The 15,131-nt window shown below is 72.6% G+C and carries 15 protein-coding genes; 9 read left to right on the top strand and 6 right to left on the bottom strand.

The window, feature by feature from the left end; all coding sequences use genetic code 11:
• Positions 1–4: 4 nt before the first annotated feature.
• The 5 genes from ACIA5C_RS42100 (at position 5) to ACIA5C_RS42080 (ending at position 3,870) form a co-directional block, all read left to right on the top strand.
• Positions 5–364: an MmcQ/YjbR family DNA-binding protein gene (locus ACIA5C_RS42100; protein WP_396065644.1), complete on the top strand. Its 360-nt coding sequence runs from the start codon at positions 5–7 to the stop codon at positions 362–364.
• 206 nt (positions 365–570) lie between these two features.
• Positions 571–1,011 (top strand): hypothetical protein, encoded by a 441-nt coding sequence (locus tag ACIA5C_RS42095; protein WP_396065642.1) that lies wholly within the window; start codon positions 571–573, stop codon positions 1,009–1,011.
• Positions 1,008–2,945, top strand: a complete 1,938-nt coding sequence (locus tag ACIA5C_RS42090; RefSeq protein ID WP_396065640.1) for a M48 family metalloprotease — start codon at positions 1,008–1,010, stop codon at positions 2,943–2,945. Before ACIA5C_RS42095 ends, ACIA5C_RS42090 begins: the two co-directional genes overlap by 4 nt.
• Positions 2,942–3,673 carry a hypothetical protein gene (locus tag ACIA5C_RS42085; protein ID WP_396065638.1) on the top strand — a complete coding sequence of 244 codons (732 nt, stop codon included), beginning with the start codon at positions 2,942–2,944 and terminating at the stop codon, positions 3,671–3,673. Before ACIA5C_RS42090 ends, ACIA5C_RS42085 begins: the two co-directional genes overlap by 4 nt.
• A gap of 98 nt (positions 3,674–3,771) precedes the next feature.
• Positions 3,772–3,870, top strand: a complete 99-nt coding sequence (locus ACIA5C_RS42080; protein WP_396065636.1) for a hypothetical protein — start codon at positions 3,772–3,774, stop codon at positions 3,868–3,870.
• Here the strand turns inward: ACIA5C_RS42080 and ACIA5C_RS42075 are convergent.
• From ACIA5C_RS42075 to ACIA5C_RS42055, 5 genes are read right to left on the bottom strand one after another with little or no spacing between them, the layout of a single operon-like run.
• A complete protein-coding gene (locus tag ACIA5C_RS42075; protein WP_396065634.1) occupies positions 3,851–5,587 on the bottom strand; it encodes an ABC transporter ATP-binding protein in 1,737 nt (578 codons plus the stop codon). The genes ACIA5C_RS42080 and ACIA5C_RS42075 overlap by 20 nt on opposite strands.
• The gene (locus ACIA5C_RS42070) at positions 5,584–7,197 is read right to left on the bottom strand and encodes an ABC transporter ATP-binding protein (RefSeq protein WP_396065632.1); all 1,614 of its coding nucleotides are present in this window, start codon (positions 7,195–7,197) and stop codon (positions 5,584–5,586) included. The genes ACIA5C_RS42075 and ACIA5C_RS42070 overlap by 4 nt, the downstream gene beginning before the upstream one ends.
• Positions 7,181–7,987 (bottom strand): ABC transporter ATP-binding protein, encoded by an 807-nt coding sequence (locus ACIA5C_RS42065; RefSeq protein WP_396065630.1) that lies wholly within the window; start codon positions 7,985–7,987, stop codon positions 7,181–7,183. The genes ACIA5C_RS42070 and ACIA5C_RS42065 overlap by 17 nt, the downstream gene beginning before the upstream one ends.
• Entirely contained in the window at positions 7,984–9,009 is a 1,026-nt protein-coding gene (locus tag ACIA5C_RS42060) for a FecCD family ABC transporter permease (RefSeq protein ID WP_396065628.1), read from the bottom strand. Before ACIA5C_RS42060 ends, ACIA5C_RS42065 begins: the two co-directional genes overlap by 4 nt.
• Complete coding sequence (locus tag ACIA5C_RS42055; protein WP_396065626.1) at positions 9,006–10,037, bottom strand: FecCD family ABC transporter permease; 1,032 nt, start codon at positions 10,035–10,037, stop codon at positions 9,006–9,008. The genes ACIA5C_RS42060 and ACIA5C_RS42055 overlap by 4 nt, the downstream gene beginning before the upstream one ends.
• Before the next feature lie 88 nt (positions 10,038–10,125).
• Here ACIA5C_RS42055 and ACIA5C_RS42050 point away from each other — a divergent pair, with 88 nt between their 5' ends.
• On the top strand, positions 10,126–11,175 hold the full coding sequence (locus tag ACIA5C_RS42050; RefSeq protein ID WP_396065624.1) for an iron-siderophore ABC transporter substrate-binding protein: 1,050 nt from the start codon (positions 10,126–10,128) through the stop codon (positions 11,173–11,175).
• 34 nt (positions 11,176–11,209) lie between these two features.
• Here ACIA5C_RS42050 and ACIA5C_RS42045 read toward each other — a convergent pair whose 3' ends face one another.
• Positions 11,210–12,502 (bottom strand): ammonium transporter, encoded by a 1,293-nt coding sequence (locus ACIA5C_RS42045; RefSeq protein ID WP_396065622.1) that lies wholly within the window; start codon positions 12,500–12,502, stop codon positions 11,210–11,212.
• Positions 12,503–12,693: 191 nt separating this feature from the next.
• On the opposite strand from ACIA5C_RS42045, the gene ACIA5C_RS42040 reads away from it, so the two are divergent.
• From ACIA5C_RS42040 to ACIA5C_RS42030, 3 genes are read left to right on the top strand one after another with little or no spacing between them, the layout of a single operon-like run.
• Positions 12,694–13,293 (top strand): TetR/AcrR family transcriptional regulator, encoded by a 600-nt coding sequence (locus tag ACIA5C_RS42040; RefSeq protein ID WP_396065620.1) that lies wholly within the window; start codon positions 12,694–12,696, stop codon positions 13,291–13,293.
• A 1-nt stretch (position 13,294) separates the two neighbouring features.
• Positions 13,295–14,032, top strand: a complete 738-nt coding sequence (locus tag ACIA5C_RS42035; protein WP_396065618.1) for a VC0807 family protein — start codon at positions 13,295–13,297, stop codon at positions 14,030–14,032.
• Positions 14,029–15,021 (top strand): SDR family NAD(P)-dependent oxidoreductase, encoded by a 993-nt coding sequence (locus ACIA5C_RS42030; RefSeq protein WP_396065616.1) that lies wholly within the window; start codon positions 14,029–14,031, stop codon positions 15,019–15,021. The genes ACIA5C_RS42035 and ACIA5C_RS42030 overlap by 4 nt, the downstream gene beginning before the upstream one ends.
• Positions 15,022–15,131: the final 110 nt, after the last annotated feature.

The following is a 15,131-nucleotide window of genomic DNA, read 5'->3' as shown; positions in this document are numbered from 1 at the left end:
GCCCATGGCCGACGCCGACGACGTACGCCGCCTCGCGCTCTCCCTCCCGCAGGTGGTGGAGATCGACAGCGACGGCTTCGACTTCCGGGTGCTCAACAAGGGTTTCGTCTGGTCGTACCCGGAGCGCAACCCCGGGCAGCGACGGGTGATCCGCACCGACATCGCCGTTCTCTACGTCGGCGACGAGGGCGAGAAGCAGGCGCTGGTCCTCGGCGAACCCGACCTGTTCTTCACCACGCCGGGCTACGACGGTCTGCCGCTGGTGATGGTCCGACTGGCGAAGGTCTCGGTCGTCCGCCTGGCCGAACTGGTCACCGACGCCTGGCGCATGCGCGTACCCGACGAACTGGCCGACACCCTCTGAACTTTCCGGATCTGGTACTACGTCGACCTGGATCCGGAACTCGCCCGCGAACTCCTCGGCCGCTCGGCGTGACAATGGGTCCGTTCGGCGGCAATCAGCCGGAATGGAGTCCGCCTTTCGGGTGAATATATAAATTGTCGATGGCTGATCGCTGATCTTCCTTGCTGCGTACTTACCCGTAAGTGCTCAGGGGGAGACGAAAGCGAATGGTAAAAACCATTGACAATGATCTTGTCGCCGATGTCGCGCGGGAGGTGATCCGGGACGTCGCGCCCGGTGAACTGCTGTTCTTCAGCGCTTCCGCGAAAGCCTATTTCACCGGGCGCCGCCGGTCCGGCGGGCTCGACTACGGCGGGCAGGAGAGCGTCGAGCTGCTGACCGCGGTGGTCCTGCCGGTGGTCACCGGAATGCTCGGTGACCTGGCCGCCGACGGCACCAAACACACCGCCAAGGCGACCGTGGCGAAGCTGCGTGCGCTCTTCCGCGTCGGCCCGGCCCAGCGTGAACCGATCGTGCTCGACGCCGCGGCTCTGGACGCGCTGCACGAGCGGATCGAGCAGGAGGGGCTGAGGCTGAAGATCAGCAAAGCAAAGGCGCGGGCGATCGCGGACGCGGTTATCGCCCTCACCGCGAAAGATCCGCGGTGACTTCCCTTCCGTCGGCCACCACCGGCCGGTTCACGCTGTTGATCGCGGCGGCCGTCGGCATCACCATTTTCGTGTACGACTACCTGTACGTGAATCTCGCCGCCGCCGGGTCGCCGTGTGTGACCGCGGAACCGTGTCTCGCGCCGTACGGGAAAGCGGCGGTGCTCTGGATGATCGGTGGCCCGGTTCTCCTCCTCGGCCTTGCCGGCGCCATTCACCTCGCCACTCCTATGTGGATGATCCGGCGGGGCAGCTGGGAACCGCTCGACGGCAATGTGGCGATGCTTGACCGGCTGGTCCGCGAGTCCGGGCTGGCCCGGCCGCCCACCTTCCTGGCCAGCAGCCGCCGCGACGTCTCGGCCGGCGCGTTCGGGCGGCGCAACCGCACGTTCGTCCGCCTCGACGGGGGCCTGCTCATGAAACTGGACGAGAACGAGGCGGTCGTCCGCCACGAACTCGCCCACCTGGCCAACCGCGACGTCGGCAGGCACTCGTTCACGAACGCGACCTGGTGGGCTTTCGTGGTGGTCGCGCTGCTTCCGCTGGCGGCTATTGAACAGGTCGGCGTACGAGCGGTCCTGCTCGCCGCGATCGTCCTGCTCATCCGCAACGCCGTCCTGCGCACGCGCGAACTCGAGGCGGACGCCACCGCCCGCAGCGCCCCGCCCGCAACCAGGAGCCGGTTCAGCTGGACCCACCCCTCGCACGCCCGCCGGGCCGCCGTCGCCGCCGACCCGGGCCTGCTCGCGGTGCCCAGTGCGGCCGAGGCCGCCGCGACCGGCCTGATCTGCGTGCTGCCGGTCAACGACGTCGTCACCCTGCTCGTGCAGTCGGGCTGGGCCGACCCGCTGATGGTGCGCTGGGTGGCGTCGGCGCCGTTCGCGTCGGTCGGCGGGGCGGTTCTCGGGATCACGGTGTGGCGCTCGGTCCTCGCCCGGCGGGCCGGATTCCGGGCGCTCACGGGCGTGGCGGCCGGATTCGCGGCTGGGGTGCTCGCCGCGTACCCGCTGTCGTTGCCGGCCGCGCAGACCGGGCCGTTCGGCGCCCTCGGCACGCCGGGGCCGGCCGAGCTGACGGTGCTGATCGTCCTGCCCGTGGCCGGTGCGGCCGCGCTGGTCGCCTGGGCGGCCGCGACGGCGAAAGCCTGGCGGGACTCGGGCCGGCGGACCGGTGCGGCCGGGTGGTGGGGCGCGCTGCTGTGCGGGTACGCGGCGACGGTGCTCGTCGGCTACTGGTTCCTGCTGCACGACCTGCACCCGATGCTCGCCACGCTGGCCGATCAGGCGCGCACCGACTATCGGGCGCTCGCGTCGGGTGGGCTGCCGGTCGGCCCGTACGCGATCTGGCTGCTCTCCGGGCACAGCCTGGCCCTGCAGCTGATCTGGACCGGCGTGCTGCCGCCGCTGTTCGTCGCGGCCTGGCTCTTCCCGCTGCTGGCCGGGGCCCGGGTGCGGTTCGCGCTGTTCGCCGCTGCAGCCGGCGGCGCCGGTTTCGCTGCCGCGCTGGTCGTCTGGCGGCTGAACCTGCACACGAACCGGCCGGCCGCCGTCCGCAACGGACCGCAGTTCGCGCTCGCGTTCGCCTACCTGGAGACGATGCTCGCGGTCGCCGCGCAGGCGCTGGTCGCGGCCGTGGTCGCGGCCCGGACCCGCCGGGTCGCCCCGGCCGTCCTGGCCGCGTTCGTCACCGGGCTGCTCGCGGCCGGTGCGCAACTGGCCGCGATCCCGCTCGGCGGTTGCATTCCCGCGATGAGCCTGCGGCCCGGCCCGTGCGCCTGGGATCTGGACCGCGCGTACGTCGAACTCGTACTCCGCTGGACCGTCCTCGAAGGCGGTCTTGCCGCCGTGCTCCTCGCCCTGCCCGGCATCGGGCTGGCCCATCTGGTGCGGCGCGGACCGTCCGCGTCGCCGATCATCAATCGGGAGTACCCATGAGAACCCCCACCCGGGCCGTCGTCGCCGCCGAACTCGCGGCGGTCGCGCTGCTCTCGGTCGCCTGCACCACCTCGCACGACCCGGCACCCGGCCCGGCCACCCCGACGGTGAACGCCGACCCGGTCGCCCGGACGTGCACCGACTTCGGCAACTTCCGCACCAACTACGCCTCGCTCAGCGACCAGCAGCGGCAGGCCCTCATCAACACGATGTCCGACAGCGCCGGCGTCAGCCAGGATCTGGACCTCATGCGCGGTGTGGTCGACCTGGGTGACGGCTACCTCAAGAAGGACCAGACCAGGATGACCAGCGGCGTGCGTACGCTGACCGCGCGCTGCACCGGCGACGGCAAGGCTCCGGCGACAACCGCCCCTGCGACGCACCGGACGACCCCGCCTCCGTCCCCCAAGAAGACGGTGGCGGCGCTGCCGCCGACCCGGACGCCGTCCGCCCTCGTCGGCCGGTGGCAGGGCGGCGCGAACGACGCGTTCTGGTACACCTTCACCGCCTCCGGCAAATTCACCATGGAGAACCGCCAGACCAACATCCATTTCGCCGGCTACAGCCGGGTGGCCGGCCAGAAGATCACGCTGTACGCCAATGACGGCCGCGTGTTCATCAAGGCCCGCAGCTGGAGCGTCGAAGGCACGGAGGTCTACGGCGAAGCCATACACACGTTGCTGCTCGACGGCGACAGCTACGCCAAGGACGAGTACTACAAGGGCTAGGCCGATCGCCCTATGAGGACGGTTGATCCGGTGCGCCGGCATCACCGACAACGGCGACCCTCACCTTCTCGCTGCACAGCCCGGCCAGCGGTCTGTACATGGACGTCTACGGCGGCAGCCGCACGCAGGGCGGGGCCATCGACGCGTGGCCGTGGAACGGCGGCAGCAACCAGAGGTTCATCGACAATCCCGGGTGACCGCCGGTCGCTGGTCGGACCAGGCCTGCCACAGGGTGGCGTACGGGCCCGCGCGCCCGGCCAGCTCGGCGTGGGTGCCCGAGTCGACGATGCGGCCGTTCTCCATGACCAGCACGCGGTCGGCCGCGACGGCCTGGGTCAGCCGGTGGGCGACGATCAGCGCCGTACGGCCGGCGAGCGCGGCGGCCGCGGCCCGCTCCAGCAGGCGGGCACCGGCGCTCCCGGCCTCGGCCGTCGCCTCGTCGAGGACGGCCACCGGGGGATCGGTCAGGATCACGCGGGCGAAGGCGAGCTGCTGGGCCTGGGCGGCGGTCAGCGTGTGGCCGCCCGCCCCGACCTCGGTGCCGAGGCCGTCCGGTAGGCCTTCCGCCCAGGCGAGCGCGTCGACCGCTGCCATCGCGGACCGGATCTCGTCGTCGGTGGCGTCCGGCCGCGCCAGCCGGAGGTCGTCGGCCAGGGTGCCGGCGAAGACGTGCACCTCCTGGGTGATCAGGGCGACTTCGCCGGCCGGTACGGCCACCGTGCCCGTGGACGGCGGGTGGACGCCGGCGATCACCTTGGCCAGCGTGGTCTTGCCGGCGCCGCTGGAGCCGACCACGGCGACGCGTTCGCCCGGCGCGATCGTCAGATCGATCCCGTGCAGCACCGGCCGGTCCGCGTGATAGGCGTAGCCGAGGCCGCTGACGACGACGGCGTTCCCGGCCGTGGTGGCGGTCGCTGCGGCGCGCGCGGGCGGGTCGAGTTCGGCCACCCCGACCAGGCGGTCGAGGCCCGAGGCGGCGGCCTGGGCGTCGTCGACCAGGGCCAGGGCGACGTTGATCGGCTCGAACAGGCCGTGGAAGTAGAGGGCGGCCGCGGTCGCCGTGCCGATCGTCACCAGGTCGGCGCGGACCAGATAGAAGCCGGTGGCCAGCACCGCGGCCAGGCCGGCGAACTCGGCCACGTGCAGCCGGGCGTAGAAGCGGGTCTGCAGGGCGACGCCGCGCAGCAGCAGGTCGACCGCCCGCTGGGACTGGGCGGCGACCCGGTTGCGGTGCTCGCCGGCGCTGCGGAAGGCGCGGATCGTCGAGGCGCCGTTGATGGTGGCGAGCAGATGCTGCTGCTGGCCGGCCACCGCGACGCGCTGCTCGGCGTAGAGGGGGACGGCGCGCCGGGCGTACCAGCGGACGGTGTGGAGCTGGACCGGCACGGCGATCAGCGCGGCGAGCAGGAACCGCCAGTCGAGCACGGCCAGGCCGCCGAGCGTCAGCGCGATGGTGAGCACCGCCCGGACGAACGAGGGCAGGGCGCTGCGGGCGGCCTCGGCGACGACCGTGACGTCGTTGGTGACCCGGGAGGTGAGGTCGCCGGCCCCGGCCCGCTCGACCTGTTCCAGGGGCAGGTGCAGGGCCGAGCGGACGAAGCGTTCCCGCAGCCGGGCCAGCATGCTCTCGCCGGCCTGGGCGAGCAGCGCCGCGCCGGCCCCGGCCAGGGCGGCCTCGGCGACTGCTCCGGCGAGGAGCCCGGCGCCCGACCGGACGATCGCGGCGGTGCTGCCGTGGGTGCCGGCCAGGTCGACGATGTGGCCGAGCAGCGGCGGCGTGATCAGCCCGGCCGCGGTACCGGCCACGAGCAGGAGCAGCGCACCGGTCAGGCCGCCGCGGTGGGCCCGGGCGAGGATCCGCAGGTGGCCGAGGGTGCGGCGCGGAGTGGCGGTCGGCAGCGGCTGCGTCGTCATGAGAGGACGGTCTCCCGGTAGGCCGGATCGGTGGCGATCAGATCGGTGTGGGTGCCCTCGGCGCGGACCGCCCCCGAGCCGAGCACGATGACGCGGTCGGTGACGGCGAGCAGGGCCGGGCTGGTGGTGACCAGGACGGTGGTCCGGCCGGCGCGCAGGTCGCGGAGGCCGGAGGCGATCCGGGCCTCGGTGACGGTGTCGACGGCCGTGGTCGGGTCGTGCAGGACCAGCACCGGCGCGTCCGAGGCGAGTGCCCGGGCGAGGGCCACCCGCTGGCGCTGGCCGCCGGAGAGGGTGCGGGCGCCGTCGTCGAGCACGGTGCCGAGGCCGTCCGGCAGGGCGCGGGCCACCTCGTCCGCGGCGGCCGCGGCCAGCGCGGCGTCCGGGATGCCGTCGCGGAGCGGGCCGGCGAAGAGTTCGGTGTGGTGGTCGACGGCCAGGATCGCCGCCCGGAGGGCGTCCGGCGCCAGCGATGTCAAGGGGATCCCGTCCAGGTGCAGCGAGCCCGAGGACGGGTCGTGGGCGCGGCCCAGCAGCCGGACCAGTTCGCGGGCCGAGGCCGGGTCGGGGGTGACTATGCCGACCATCGAACCTCCGGCGACCTCGAGGGTCAGCTCCTGCAGGGGCGAGGCGGTCACGTCGCGTACGGAAATCTGCCCGACGACCGGGAATGCCGGCGCCGAATCGCCTCCGGTGACCGCCGGCGGCGCCTGCAGGACCGCGGCGATGCGCCGGGCCGAGGCCCGGCCCTGAGCCAGATCCGAGCCGACCCAGCCGAACGTGGACATCGGCCCGACCAGGAATTGGGCGAGGCCGACCGACGATACGAGCTGGCCGACGCTGAGGTGGCCGTGCAGCGCCAGCAGGCCGCCGACCACCGCGACGACGGCGAGGAAAAATCCGCTCAGCGTCGCCACGACGCCCTGGTAGGCGGCCTCGGCGCGGGCGGACCGGACGGTTGCCCGTAAAGCGGCCCGGCTGCGGCGCCGGTAGCGGGAGACGGCGGCGTCCTCGGCCCGCAGGCCTTTCACGACGCGGAGTCCGGCGACCAGGTCGGCCGCGATGCCCGACGCCTGGGCGGCGTGTTCCTGTTCCTCCTCGCTGCGTTCCTCCAGCGGGCCGCCGAGCCGGTGGGTCAGCCAGAGCAGGGGAGGGGTGCCGAGGAGCACGAGCAGCCCGAGCGGCACGGAGATCCCGAGCAGGAAGGCGGCGGCCAGCACGAGTGCGACCAGCGCGGCCACCCCGGACGAGAGGGCGACGGCGACCGCACCCACCCGGGCGGCGTCGCTGGTGGCGATCGAGACCAGGGCGCCGGGAAGGGATTCGGCGCCGCCGCGGTCGTCCAGGGCGCGCCGGGTGACGCGCAGGCGCAGGGAGTGGGCGGCCTGCTCGGACGCGCGCTCCCCGAACCGCTCGCCGTAACGGAAGCTGTACGACAGTCCGATGTAGACATTGGCGAGCAGGGCGAGCCAGGGAACGAGCCCGCCGTGCCGCGCCCGGTCGATGACGACGCCGATGAGCACCGGGACCGCGACCTCACCGGCCTGCCACAGCGCGATGAAGACCGTGCTCAGGGCGATCCACCGGCGCTGTTCACGAAGCGAGCGCATGCCGCCGCGCACGACTCGCCGGAACGATCATCGGGGTGCCGGTCTCCGGGTCGTCCATCACCCGGCACGGCATCGAGAAGACCTCCTCGACCAGGGCCGGGGTCATCACCGACGAGGGCGGCCCCTGTGCCAGGATCGAGCCGGCCTTCATCACGATGAGCTCGGTCGCGTAGCGGCACGCGTGGTTGAGGTCGTGCAGCACCGCGACGACCGTGCGGCCCTGCTCGTGAAGCTCGGCACACAGATCGAGCACCTCGAACTGATGGGACAGGTCGAGAAACGTGGTGGGCTCGTCGAGCAGCAGCAGTGGCGTCTGCTGGGCCAGCGCCATCGCGAGCCACACCCGCTGCCGCTGGCCGCCGGACAGCTCGTCGACGAACCGGTCGGCCAGATCGGTGACCTCGGTCTGCCGCATCGCGTCCTTCACGGCCGCCTCGTCCTCGCCCGACCACTGGCGAAGCAGGCGCTGGTGCGCGAAACGGCCGCGGGCGACCAGTTCCTCGACCACGATGCCGGCCGGCACGATCGGCGACTGCGGCAGCATGCCGAGTTGCTTGGCGACGTATTTCGACGGGTACGAGGCGATCGCCTGCCCATCCAGGTAAACCGACCCCGACTGCGGCCTCAGCACGCGCGCCAGCGACCGCAGCATCGTCGATTTGCCGCACGCGTTGGGGCCGACGATCACGGTGAAGGAGCCGTCGGTGATGCGTACGTCGAGGTCCTTGACCACCACCCGGCGGTCGTAGGCCAGCGTGAGCGCGTCGCCGCGCAGTCGCCCGTCGTTCATCGCTTGGCTCCTTGTCCGGCCAGCAGCCAGGTCAGATAGATGCCGCCGAGAGCGGCGGTGACGACACCGACCGGGACGTCGTTGCCCGGCAGCACCCGCTGGGCGAGCCAGTCGCTCGCCACCAGCAGGGCGGCGCCCATCAGCGTGGCGGGCAGCAGCCCGGCGCGCGGCGAGCGGGTGAGGCGGGCGGCGAGCGGGCCGGCGGCGAGGGCGACGAAGGAGATCGGGCCGGCCGCGGCGGTCGCCCCGGCGGCCAGGCCCACGCCGGCGAGGGCCAGGAACGCCCGGCTGCGCTCCACGCGTACGCCCTGCAGCACCGCGGTCTCGTCGCCCAGCGCCAGCAGGTCGAGGTGCCGTCCGAAGTAGAGCGCCACCGGAAGCAGCACGGCCAGCAGGATCCCGACCACCGCCACCTCGGTCCAGCCGTGCCCGTTGACGCTGCCGATCAGCCACACCTGCGCCTCGACCGCCTCGTCGAGCCGGGCCCGGTAGACGAACAACGAGTTGAACGCGTCGAGCAGCGCCGACACCCCGATGCCGATCAGCACGAGCCGGAACGGCTGGACGCCGCGCCGGAACGCCAGCAGATAGATCGTGATCGAGGTACCCAGGCACCCGATGAGCGCCCCGGCGCCGATCGCCAGGCCGCTGCCGCCGAGCAGCAGGATGACGACGAGAGCGCCGGACGACGCGCCGACCGTGAGGCCGACGAAATCGGGACTGCCCAACGGGTTCCGCGTCAACCCCTGGAAGGTGGCGCCGCTGACGCCAAGAGCGGCGCCGACGAACAGGGTGATGAGCACCCGGGGCAACCGCAGGTCGTAGACGATGAAGTCGGTTCCCGCATCGCCCTGCCCGGCAAGGCTTTTCAGCACATCGGCGACCGGGACGGGGAAGTCGCCACTGGACAGGTTGACCACGGCCACCACGGCGGCGGCGAGAAGCAGGGCACAGGAGGCGATCAGCGTGCGCACGTGGACGCGCACCGAGAAGCGGCCGCGCCGGGAGACCAGATAACTCACAGGGCACTCAGTCGGCGCCGGCGGCAGATCGCGATGAACAGCGGCGCGCCGAGGAACGCCGTGACCACCCCGACCGGCAGTTCGGCCGGCGCGACCAGCACCCGGCCGAGCACGTCCGAGGCGAGCAGCAGGGCCGGACCGAGGACCACCGAGTAGGCCAGGATCCAGCGGTGGTCGGAGCCGGTGAAGAGGCGGGCGGCGTACGGGACGGCCAGCCCGAGGAAGCCGATCGGCCCGGCCGCGGCGGTCGCGGCCCCGCACAGCAGGGTGATCGCGAGCATGCCGAGCAGCCGGATCCGGGTCGGCCGGGCGCCCATCGAGGTGGCCGATTCGTCGCCCAGGCCGAGCGCGTTCAGCTGCCGGCCGAGCGCCAGCGCGAGCAGCACCCCGGCGGCGATGAACGGCAGGACCTGAACGATGGTCGAGTTGTCCCGGTCGGCGAGCGAGCCGACGTCCCAGTGCCGGTAGCGGTCGAAGATCTCCCGATTGGTGACCAGGACCGCCCAGACGATCGCGCCGAGCACCGAGGTGAACGAGATGCCCGCGAGCACCTGGCGTTCCGGGGTCGGTGCCTTGCCGGCGCCGCCGAGGAAGAAGACGGCCAGCGAGGTGAGCGCGGCGCCGATGAAGGCGAACCAGACGTAGCCGGTGGCGCTGGTGACGCCGAGGAACGCGATCGCCAGCACCACGCCGGTCGAGGCGCCGAGACTGACGCCGAGCAGCCCCGGCTCGGCCAGTGGGTTGCGGGTGAGGGCCTGCATCAGCGTGCCGGCCAGGCCGAGCGCGGCGCCGACCGCGATGCCGAGCACCGTTCTCGGTAGGCGCAACTGGTGGACGATCACCGCGCTGGGCGAGCCGTCGTCGTGCCAGAGCACGTGCCAGACCTTGCCGGGGCCGATCGTGCGGCTGCCGACGGCGATGCTCAGCGCGGCCGCGACGATCAGGGCGGCCGCCACTATGACCAGGCCGGTCCAGCGAGACGCCTTCTCGATCGGCAGCTGCTGTCGTACGACGGTGCCAGCGGTCACGTCTACTTCTCCGATGGGGTGGATGTGCTTAGGTAGGCCTCGTGTGGTTAGGTGAGCCTAACCTATACGACCTCCGAAAGGACCAGCCGTGCGGCTATCCACCCTCCGGCGCAGCGCCCTCGCCGCGGCAGCGGGAGTCGTGCTCCTGCTCGCCGCCTGCGGCAGCAACGACGACCGGACGCCGGCCGCCGCCGGGAGCAACGGTCCGGCGGCCGAGGCGGCGTTCCCGGTCACCATCGACCACAAGTTCGGCAGCACCACGATCAAGTCGGAGCCGAAGCGGATCGTCGTCGTCGGCCTCGTCGAACAGGACGCCCTGCTCTCGGTCGGCGTGGTCCCGGCCGGCACGACCGAGTGGTTCGGCGAGCAGCCGGGCGCGATCTGGCCCTGGGCCGCCGGCAAGCTCGGCGGCGCCGCCAAGCCGGCCGTGCTCACCAACACCGACGGCATCCAGTTCGAGAAGGTCGCGGCGCTGCGGCCCGACCTCATCCTGGGCCTCTACTCCGGACTCACCGACCAGGACTACAAGACCCTGTCGAAGATCGCGCCGACCGTCGCGCAGCCGCCGGGCGCCCTCGACTTCGGTGCCTCGTGGCAGGACGTGACCCGCACCGTCGGCAAGGCGGTCGGTCGTTCGGCCCAGGCCGATCAGGTGGTCGGTGACGTGCAGGCGAAGCTCGCGGCGGTGAGGACCGCCCATCCCGAGTTCGTCGGCCGGACCGCGCTGATGGCGACGACGTACGAGGGCTACTACGTCTACGGCCCGGAGGACGCCCGCGGCCGGCTGCTGACCGACCTCGGCTTCACGCTGCCGGACGGGCTGGCCGCGGTCACCGGCAAGGACTTCGGGGCCAACCTGAGCCGGGAACGCACCGACATGCTGAACACCGACGTCCTCGTCTGGCTGGTCGACGACTACGCCAAGGACAAGGCGAAGGTCCAGGCCGACCCGCTCTACGCGAAGCTGGCGGTGAAGACCGCCGGCCGCGACATCTACCTCACGAACACCGAGCTCGAAGGGTCGGCGACCTCGTTCGTGACCGCGCTCAGCCTGCCGTACCTGCTCGACAAGCTGGTGCCGCAGATGGCGGCGGCGGTCGACGGCAACCCGGCCACCGAGGTGCAGCGCGCCTCCTGACCGGGCCGATGAGCCCCGGCCGGACCCCGCGCCCTCAGCCTTGGGCCGCGGGGATCCGGCCGGGCTGGTGCTGACCCGCGGTCCGGCCGCCGCCGCCGACCACGTGCGGCACCAGGTCGTACGCCGTCTCGCCGTGCACCGCCAGGTCGAGGCCGCCGTGCTCCTCGTCCCGGTCGACCCGGAACCCGACCGTCTTCGTCAGCACCGTCGCGATCACCCAGGTCAGCGTGAACGAGTACGCCGCGACCGTGACCGCCGCGAGCGCCTGCCGCCCGAGCAGCCCCGCCCCGCCGCCGAACAGCAGCCCTCGCGGCCCGCCGGTCACCGACGCCGTGGCCAGCAGCCCGATCAGCACCGTCCCGACGAACCCGCCGACCCCGTGCACCCCCGCCACGTCGAGCGAGTCGTCGTAGCCCAGCCGGTGCTTGAGACCGACCGTGTAACCGCAGACCACTCCCGCGATCACCCCGATCAGCATCGCCCCGAGCGGGTTCACCGACCCGCAGGACGGCGTGATCGCGACCAGTCCGGCCACCGCGCCCGAGGCCGCGCCGAGCGTGGTCGCCTTGCCGTCCCGGATCCGCTCGACGAGCAGCCAGCCGGCCACCGCGGCCGCGCCCGCCACCTGCGTGTTGAAGAACGCGACCCCGGCCGACCCGTTGGCGGCCAGCGCCGACCCGGCGTTGAACCCGAACCAGCCGAACCAGAGCAGCCCCGCCCCGAGCACGACCAGCGGCATGCTGTGTGGCCGCATCGGGTCGGACCGGAACCCGAGCCGCGGCCCGAGCACGAGCGCCAGCGCCAGCCCGGCCGACCCCGAGTTGATCTCGACAACGGTGCCGCCGGCCAGGTCGAGGATATGCAGGTGGGCGGCGATCCAGCCGTGCGCCGTGAACACCCAGTGGGCGATCGGCGCGTAGACCACGGTCACCCAGATCACCACGAACGCCACCCACGTGCCGAACTTGGCCCGGTCGGCGATCGCGCCGCTGAGCAGCGCCGCGGTGATGATCGCGAACATCAGCTGGAACCCGGCGAACACGAGCGTCGGCACCGACCCGGTCAGGCTCTGCGGCCCGATCCCGGCCATCCCGGCGAACTTCAGCGTGCCGATCAGCCCGCCGCCGGCGTCCGGCCCGAACGCCAGCGAATAGCCGTACAGCACCCAGACCAGCGTCACCACGGCCAGGCAGATGAAGCTCATCATCAGCATGTTGAGCGTGCTCTTGACCCGCACCATGCCGCCGTAGAAGAGCGCCAGCCCCGGCACCATCAGCAGCACCAGTGCGGCGCTGACCAGCAGCCAGGCGGTATCACCAGCCGACATGCGGCCTCCTCTTCTCGGTACGGGATGGCCGGCCGCGCTGCCGCGGACCCCAGCCTCACCAACCCTCGTTTCGCTCCCGCGAAGCCCTTGTTTCCGGCGCGTTACGGCGGTGACCCGCCGGACTCGGGTTGCGCTCCGGCTCCTTATTCAGCCATAGTGGAATTTATCTGGCTGAATAAATCGGGGGAGCGATGGATCGGACTTTCACCAACCAGGCCCGGCGGGCCCAGATCGTGCAGGCCGCGATCGACACGATCGCCGACATCGGGTACGCGAAGGCGTCGTTCGCGAAAATCACCGAGCGGGCCGGGCTGAGCAGCCCGCGGCTGATCTCGTACCACTTCGCGAACAAGGACGAACTGATCCACGAGATCGTGGTGCACGTCTTCACGGCCGGCGCGGCGTACATGGCCGAGCGGATGGCGGCCGCCTCGACAGTGTCCGGGAAGCTGCGGGCCTATCTCGAGGCCAACCTGGAGTTCCTGCGCGACCACCCGGCCGACATCGCCACGCTCACCGAGATCGGCCCGCACCTGCGTACCGGAACCGGCCGGCCCTACACCTCGACCGGCGCCCAGGAGGTCAGCGTGGCCCCGCTCGAGAAACTGCTGTCCGAGGGCCAGACCAGAGGCGAGTTCCGCGACTTCGACGTCCGCTCGATGGCGGTCATCATCCGCGGGGCGATCGACGGCGCGGCGCGCCGGTTGCGCGAGGAGCCCGGCTTCAGCTTCCCCGCGTACGCGGGGGAGGTCGTCACAACCTTCGTCCTCGCGACCCGCCGGGAGGCCTGACGTGAACCGTCTCAGCCGCACCCTGCTGCTCGACGTGGTGGCCCCGCTCGCCGTCTTCTACGGCCTCCGAGCGGCCGGCGCCTCCCCGCTGGCCGCCCTGGTGGCCGGGGCGGTCCTCCCGCTCGCCGGCGCGGCGCGCGACCTGGCCGCCCGGCGACGGCCCGACGGCGTACGCCTCTTCGTCCTGGCCGTGATGGCCTCGACCGTCGCGGCCTCGCTGATCACCGGCAGCCCACGCGCCCTGCTGGTCCGCAGCGCCGTGCTGATGGCCGCCCTCGGCGTCTTCCTCCTGCTCACGAGGCGCTCTTTCCTGTACACCGCCGCCCACACCGTCCTCCCGCCCGACAAGCAGCGGATCTGGCAGGACAACTGGGACCGCCACCCACCGTTCCGCCGCGTGCTGAGCCTGCTCGGTACGGTGTGGGCGGCCGGCTGCCTGCTCGACGCGGCGATCCGGCTGACCCTCGCCCTGACTCTGCCGGTCGACAGCGTGCCGGCCCTCGACGCGGCCCTTCTCGTCGTGACGCTGATCCTGCTGATGCTGATCCAGCGCACTTTCGGCCGCGCCTACCTGAACCGCCACGGCCTCCGCCTCCGCGGCGTAGTCCTGGAGCCGTACCCACAGGACCGCCCTTCTACCCCGCCACCCCTCGCCCGCACCGGCACCCCACCGCCCGCCCGCACCGGCACCCCACCGCCCGCCCGGCCCCGCCCTGACTCCGCCGGACCGCGCCCATGACCGCCCCGGTAGCGCTGGTAACCGGCGCCGCCAGCGGCATCGGCGCCGCCATCGCCGCCCGGCTCACAGCCCGCGGCTACCGAGTCGCCGCAGTCGACCGCACCCACCCCACCCCCGACGCCCGCAAGCCGCCTCCGCCCTCCGCCCGCCCCGCGGCCCAAGGGGAGCCCGGCCAGTGGGCGAGCGGCCCCGAGTCGCCTCTGCGCGCGACCCGCGCCGAGCCCGACCTGTTCGCGGCCCGCGCCGAGCGCGACCTGTTCGCGGCCCGCGCCGAGCCCGACCTGTTCGCGGCCCGCGCCGAGCCCGACCTGTTCGCGGACCCCGACGAGCGTGACGTGCTCGCTGCCCGGGGTCAGCCCGGCCAGTCCGGGAACCGCGCCGAGCCCGGCCCGGCCGAGCCGGTGGGCCCCGCGTTCGTCTTCCGGGCCGACGTCTCGGATCCGCACGCGAATCTGGCCGCGGTAGCCGCGACCGTGGCCCACTTCGGTCGCCTGGATCTGGCCGTCCTCAATGCCGGCATCCCCGGTCGCTGCGGCCTCGGCGACTTCACCGTCGACGGCTACCGGGCCACCATGGGCACCAACCTCGACGGCGTCGTCTACGGCCTGCACGCCTGCCGGCCCCACCTGCGCGGCCACGGCTCGGTGATCGTCACCGCCAGCATCGCCGGCCTGACCGGTTCGCCGGACGTCTTCTACGCGACAAGCAAGCACGCGCTGATCGGCCTGGTCCGCTCGGCCGCTCCCGCGCTCGCGGCCGACGGTATTCGCATCAACGCCCTCTGCCCCGGCCTGGTGGACACTCCGGCGCTGGCCGCGCTCGCGCCGGCCCTCCGCGCCCACGGCTTCCGGCTGGCCGACCCCGCCGAGGTGGCCGACGCGGTCGAAGTCGTGCTGGCCGACGACCGCACCGGCCTGGCGTGGACGGTTCAGGCGGGCGAGCCGGCGCGCCCGACCGAACTGCCCGAGGTGGAACTGCCGGGTCGATGAAACAGGTCGGCGAGTGTCTAGACACCTTTCGGGTTGGGGGTCTGGCGCAGATCCACTGTGACGCTTGCGGGTGATCGTCTCGGTAACCCGTCGTCGAGTCTGCTGAGCTG

This window comes from Actinoplanes sp. NPDC051343, from assembly GCF_044455125.1.
In the GTDB taxonomy this organism is placed as follows: Bacteria; Actinomycetota; Actinomycetes; order Mycobacteriales; family Micromonosporaceae; genus Actinoplanes.
Note: the sequence above shows the minus strand (reverse complement) of the source record. Positions and strands in the feature narration are given on the sequence as shown.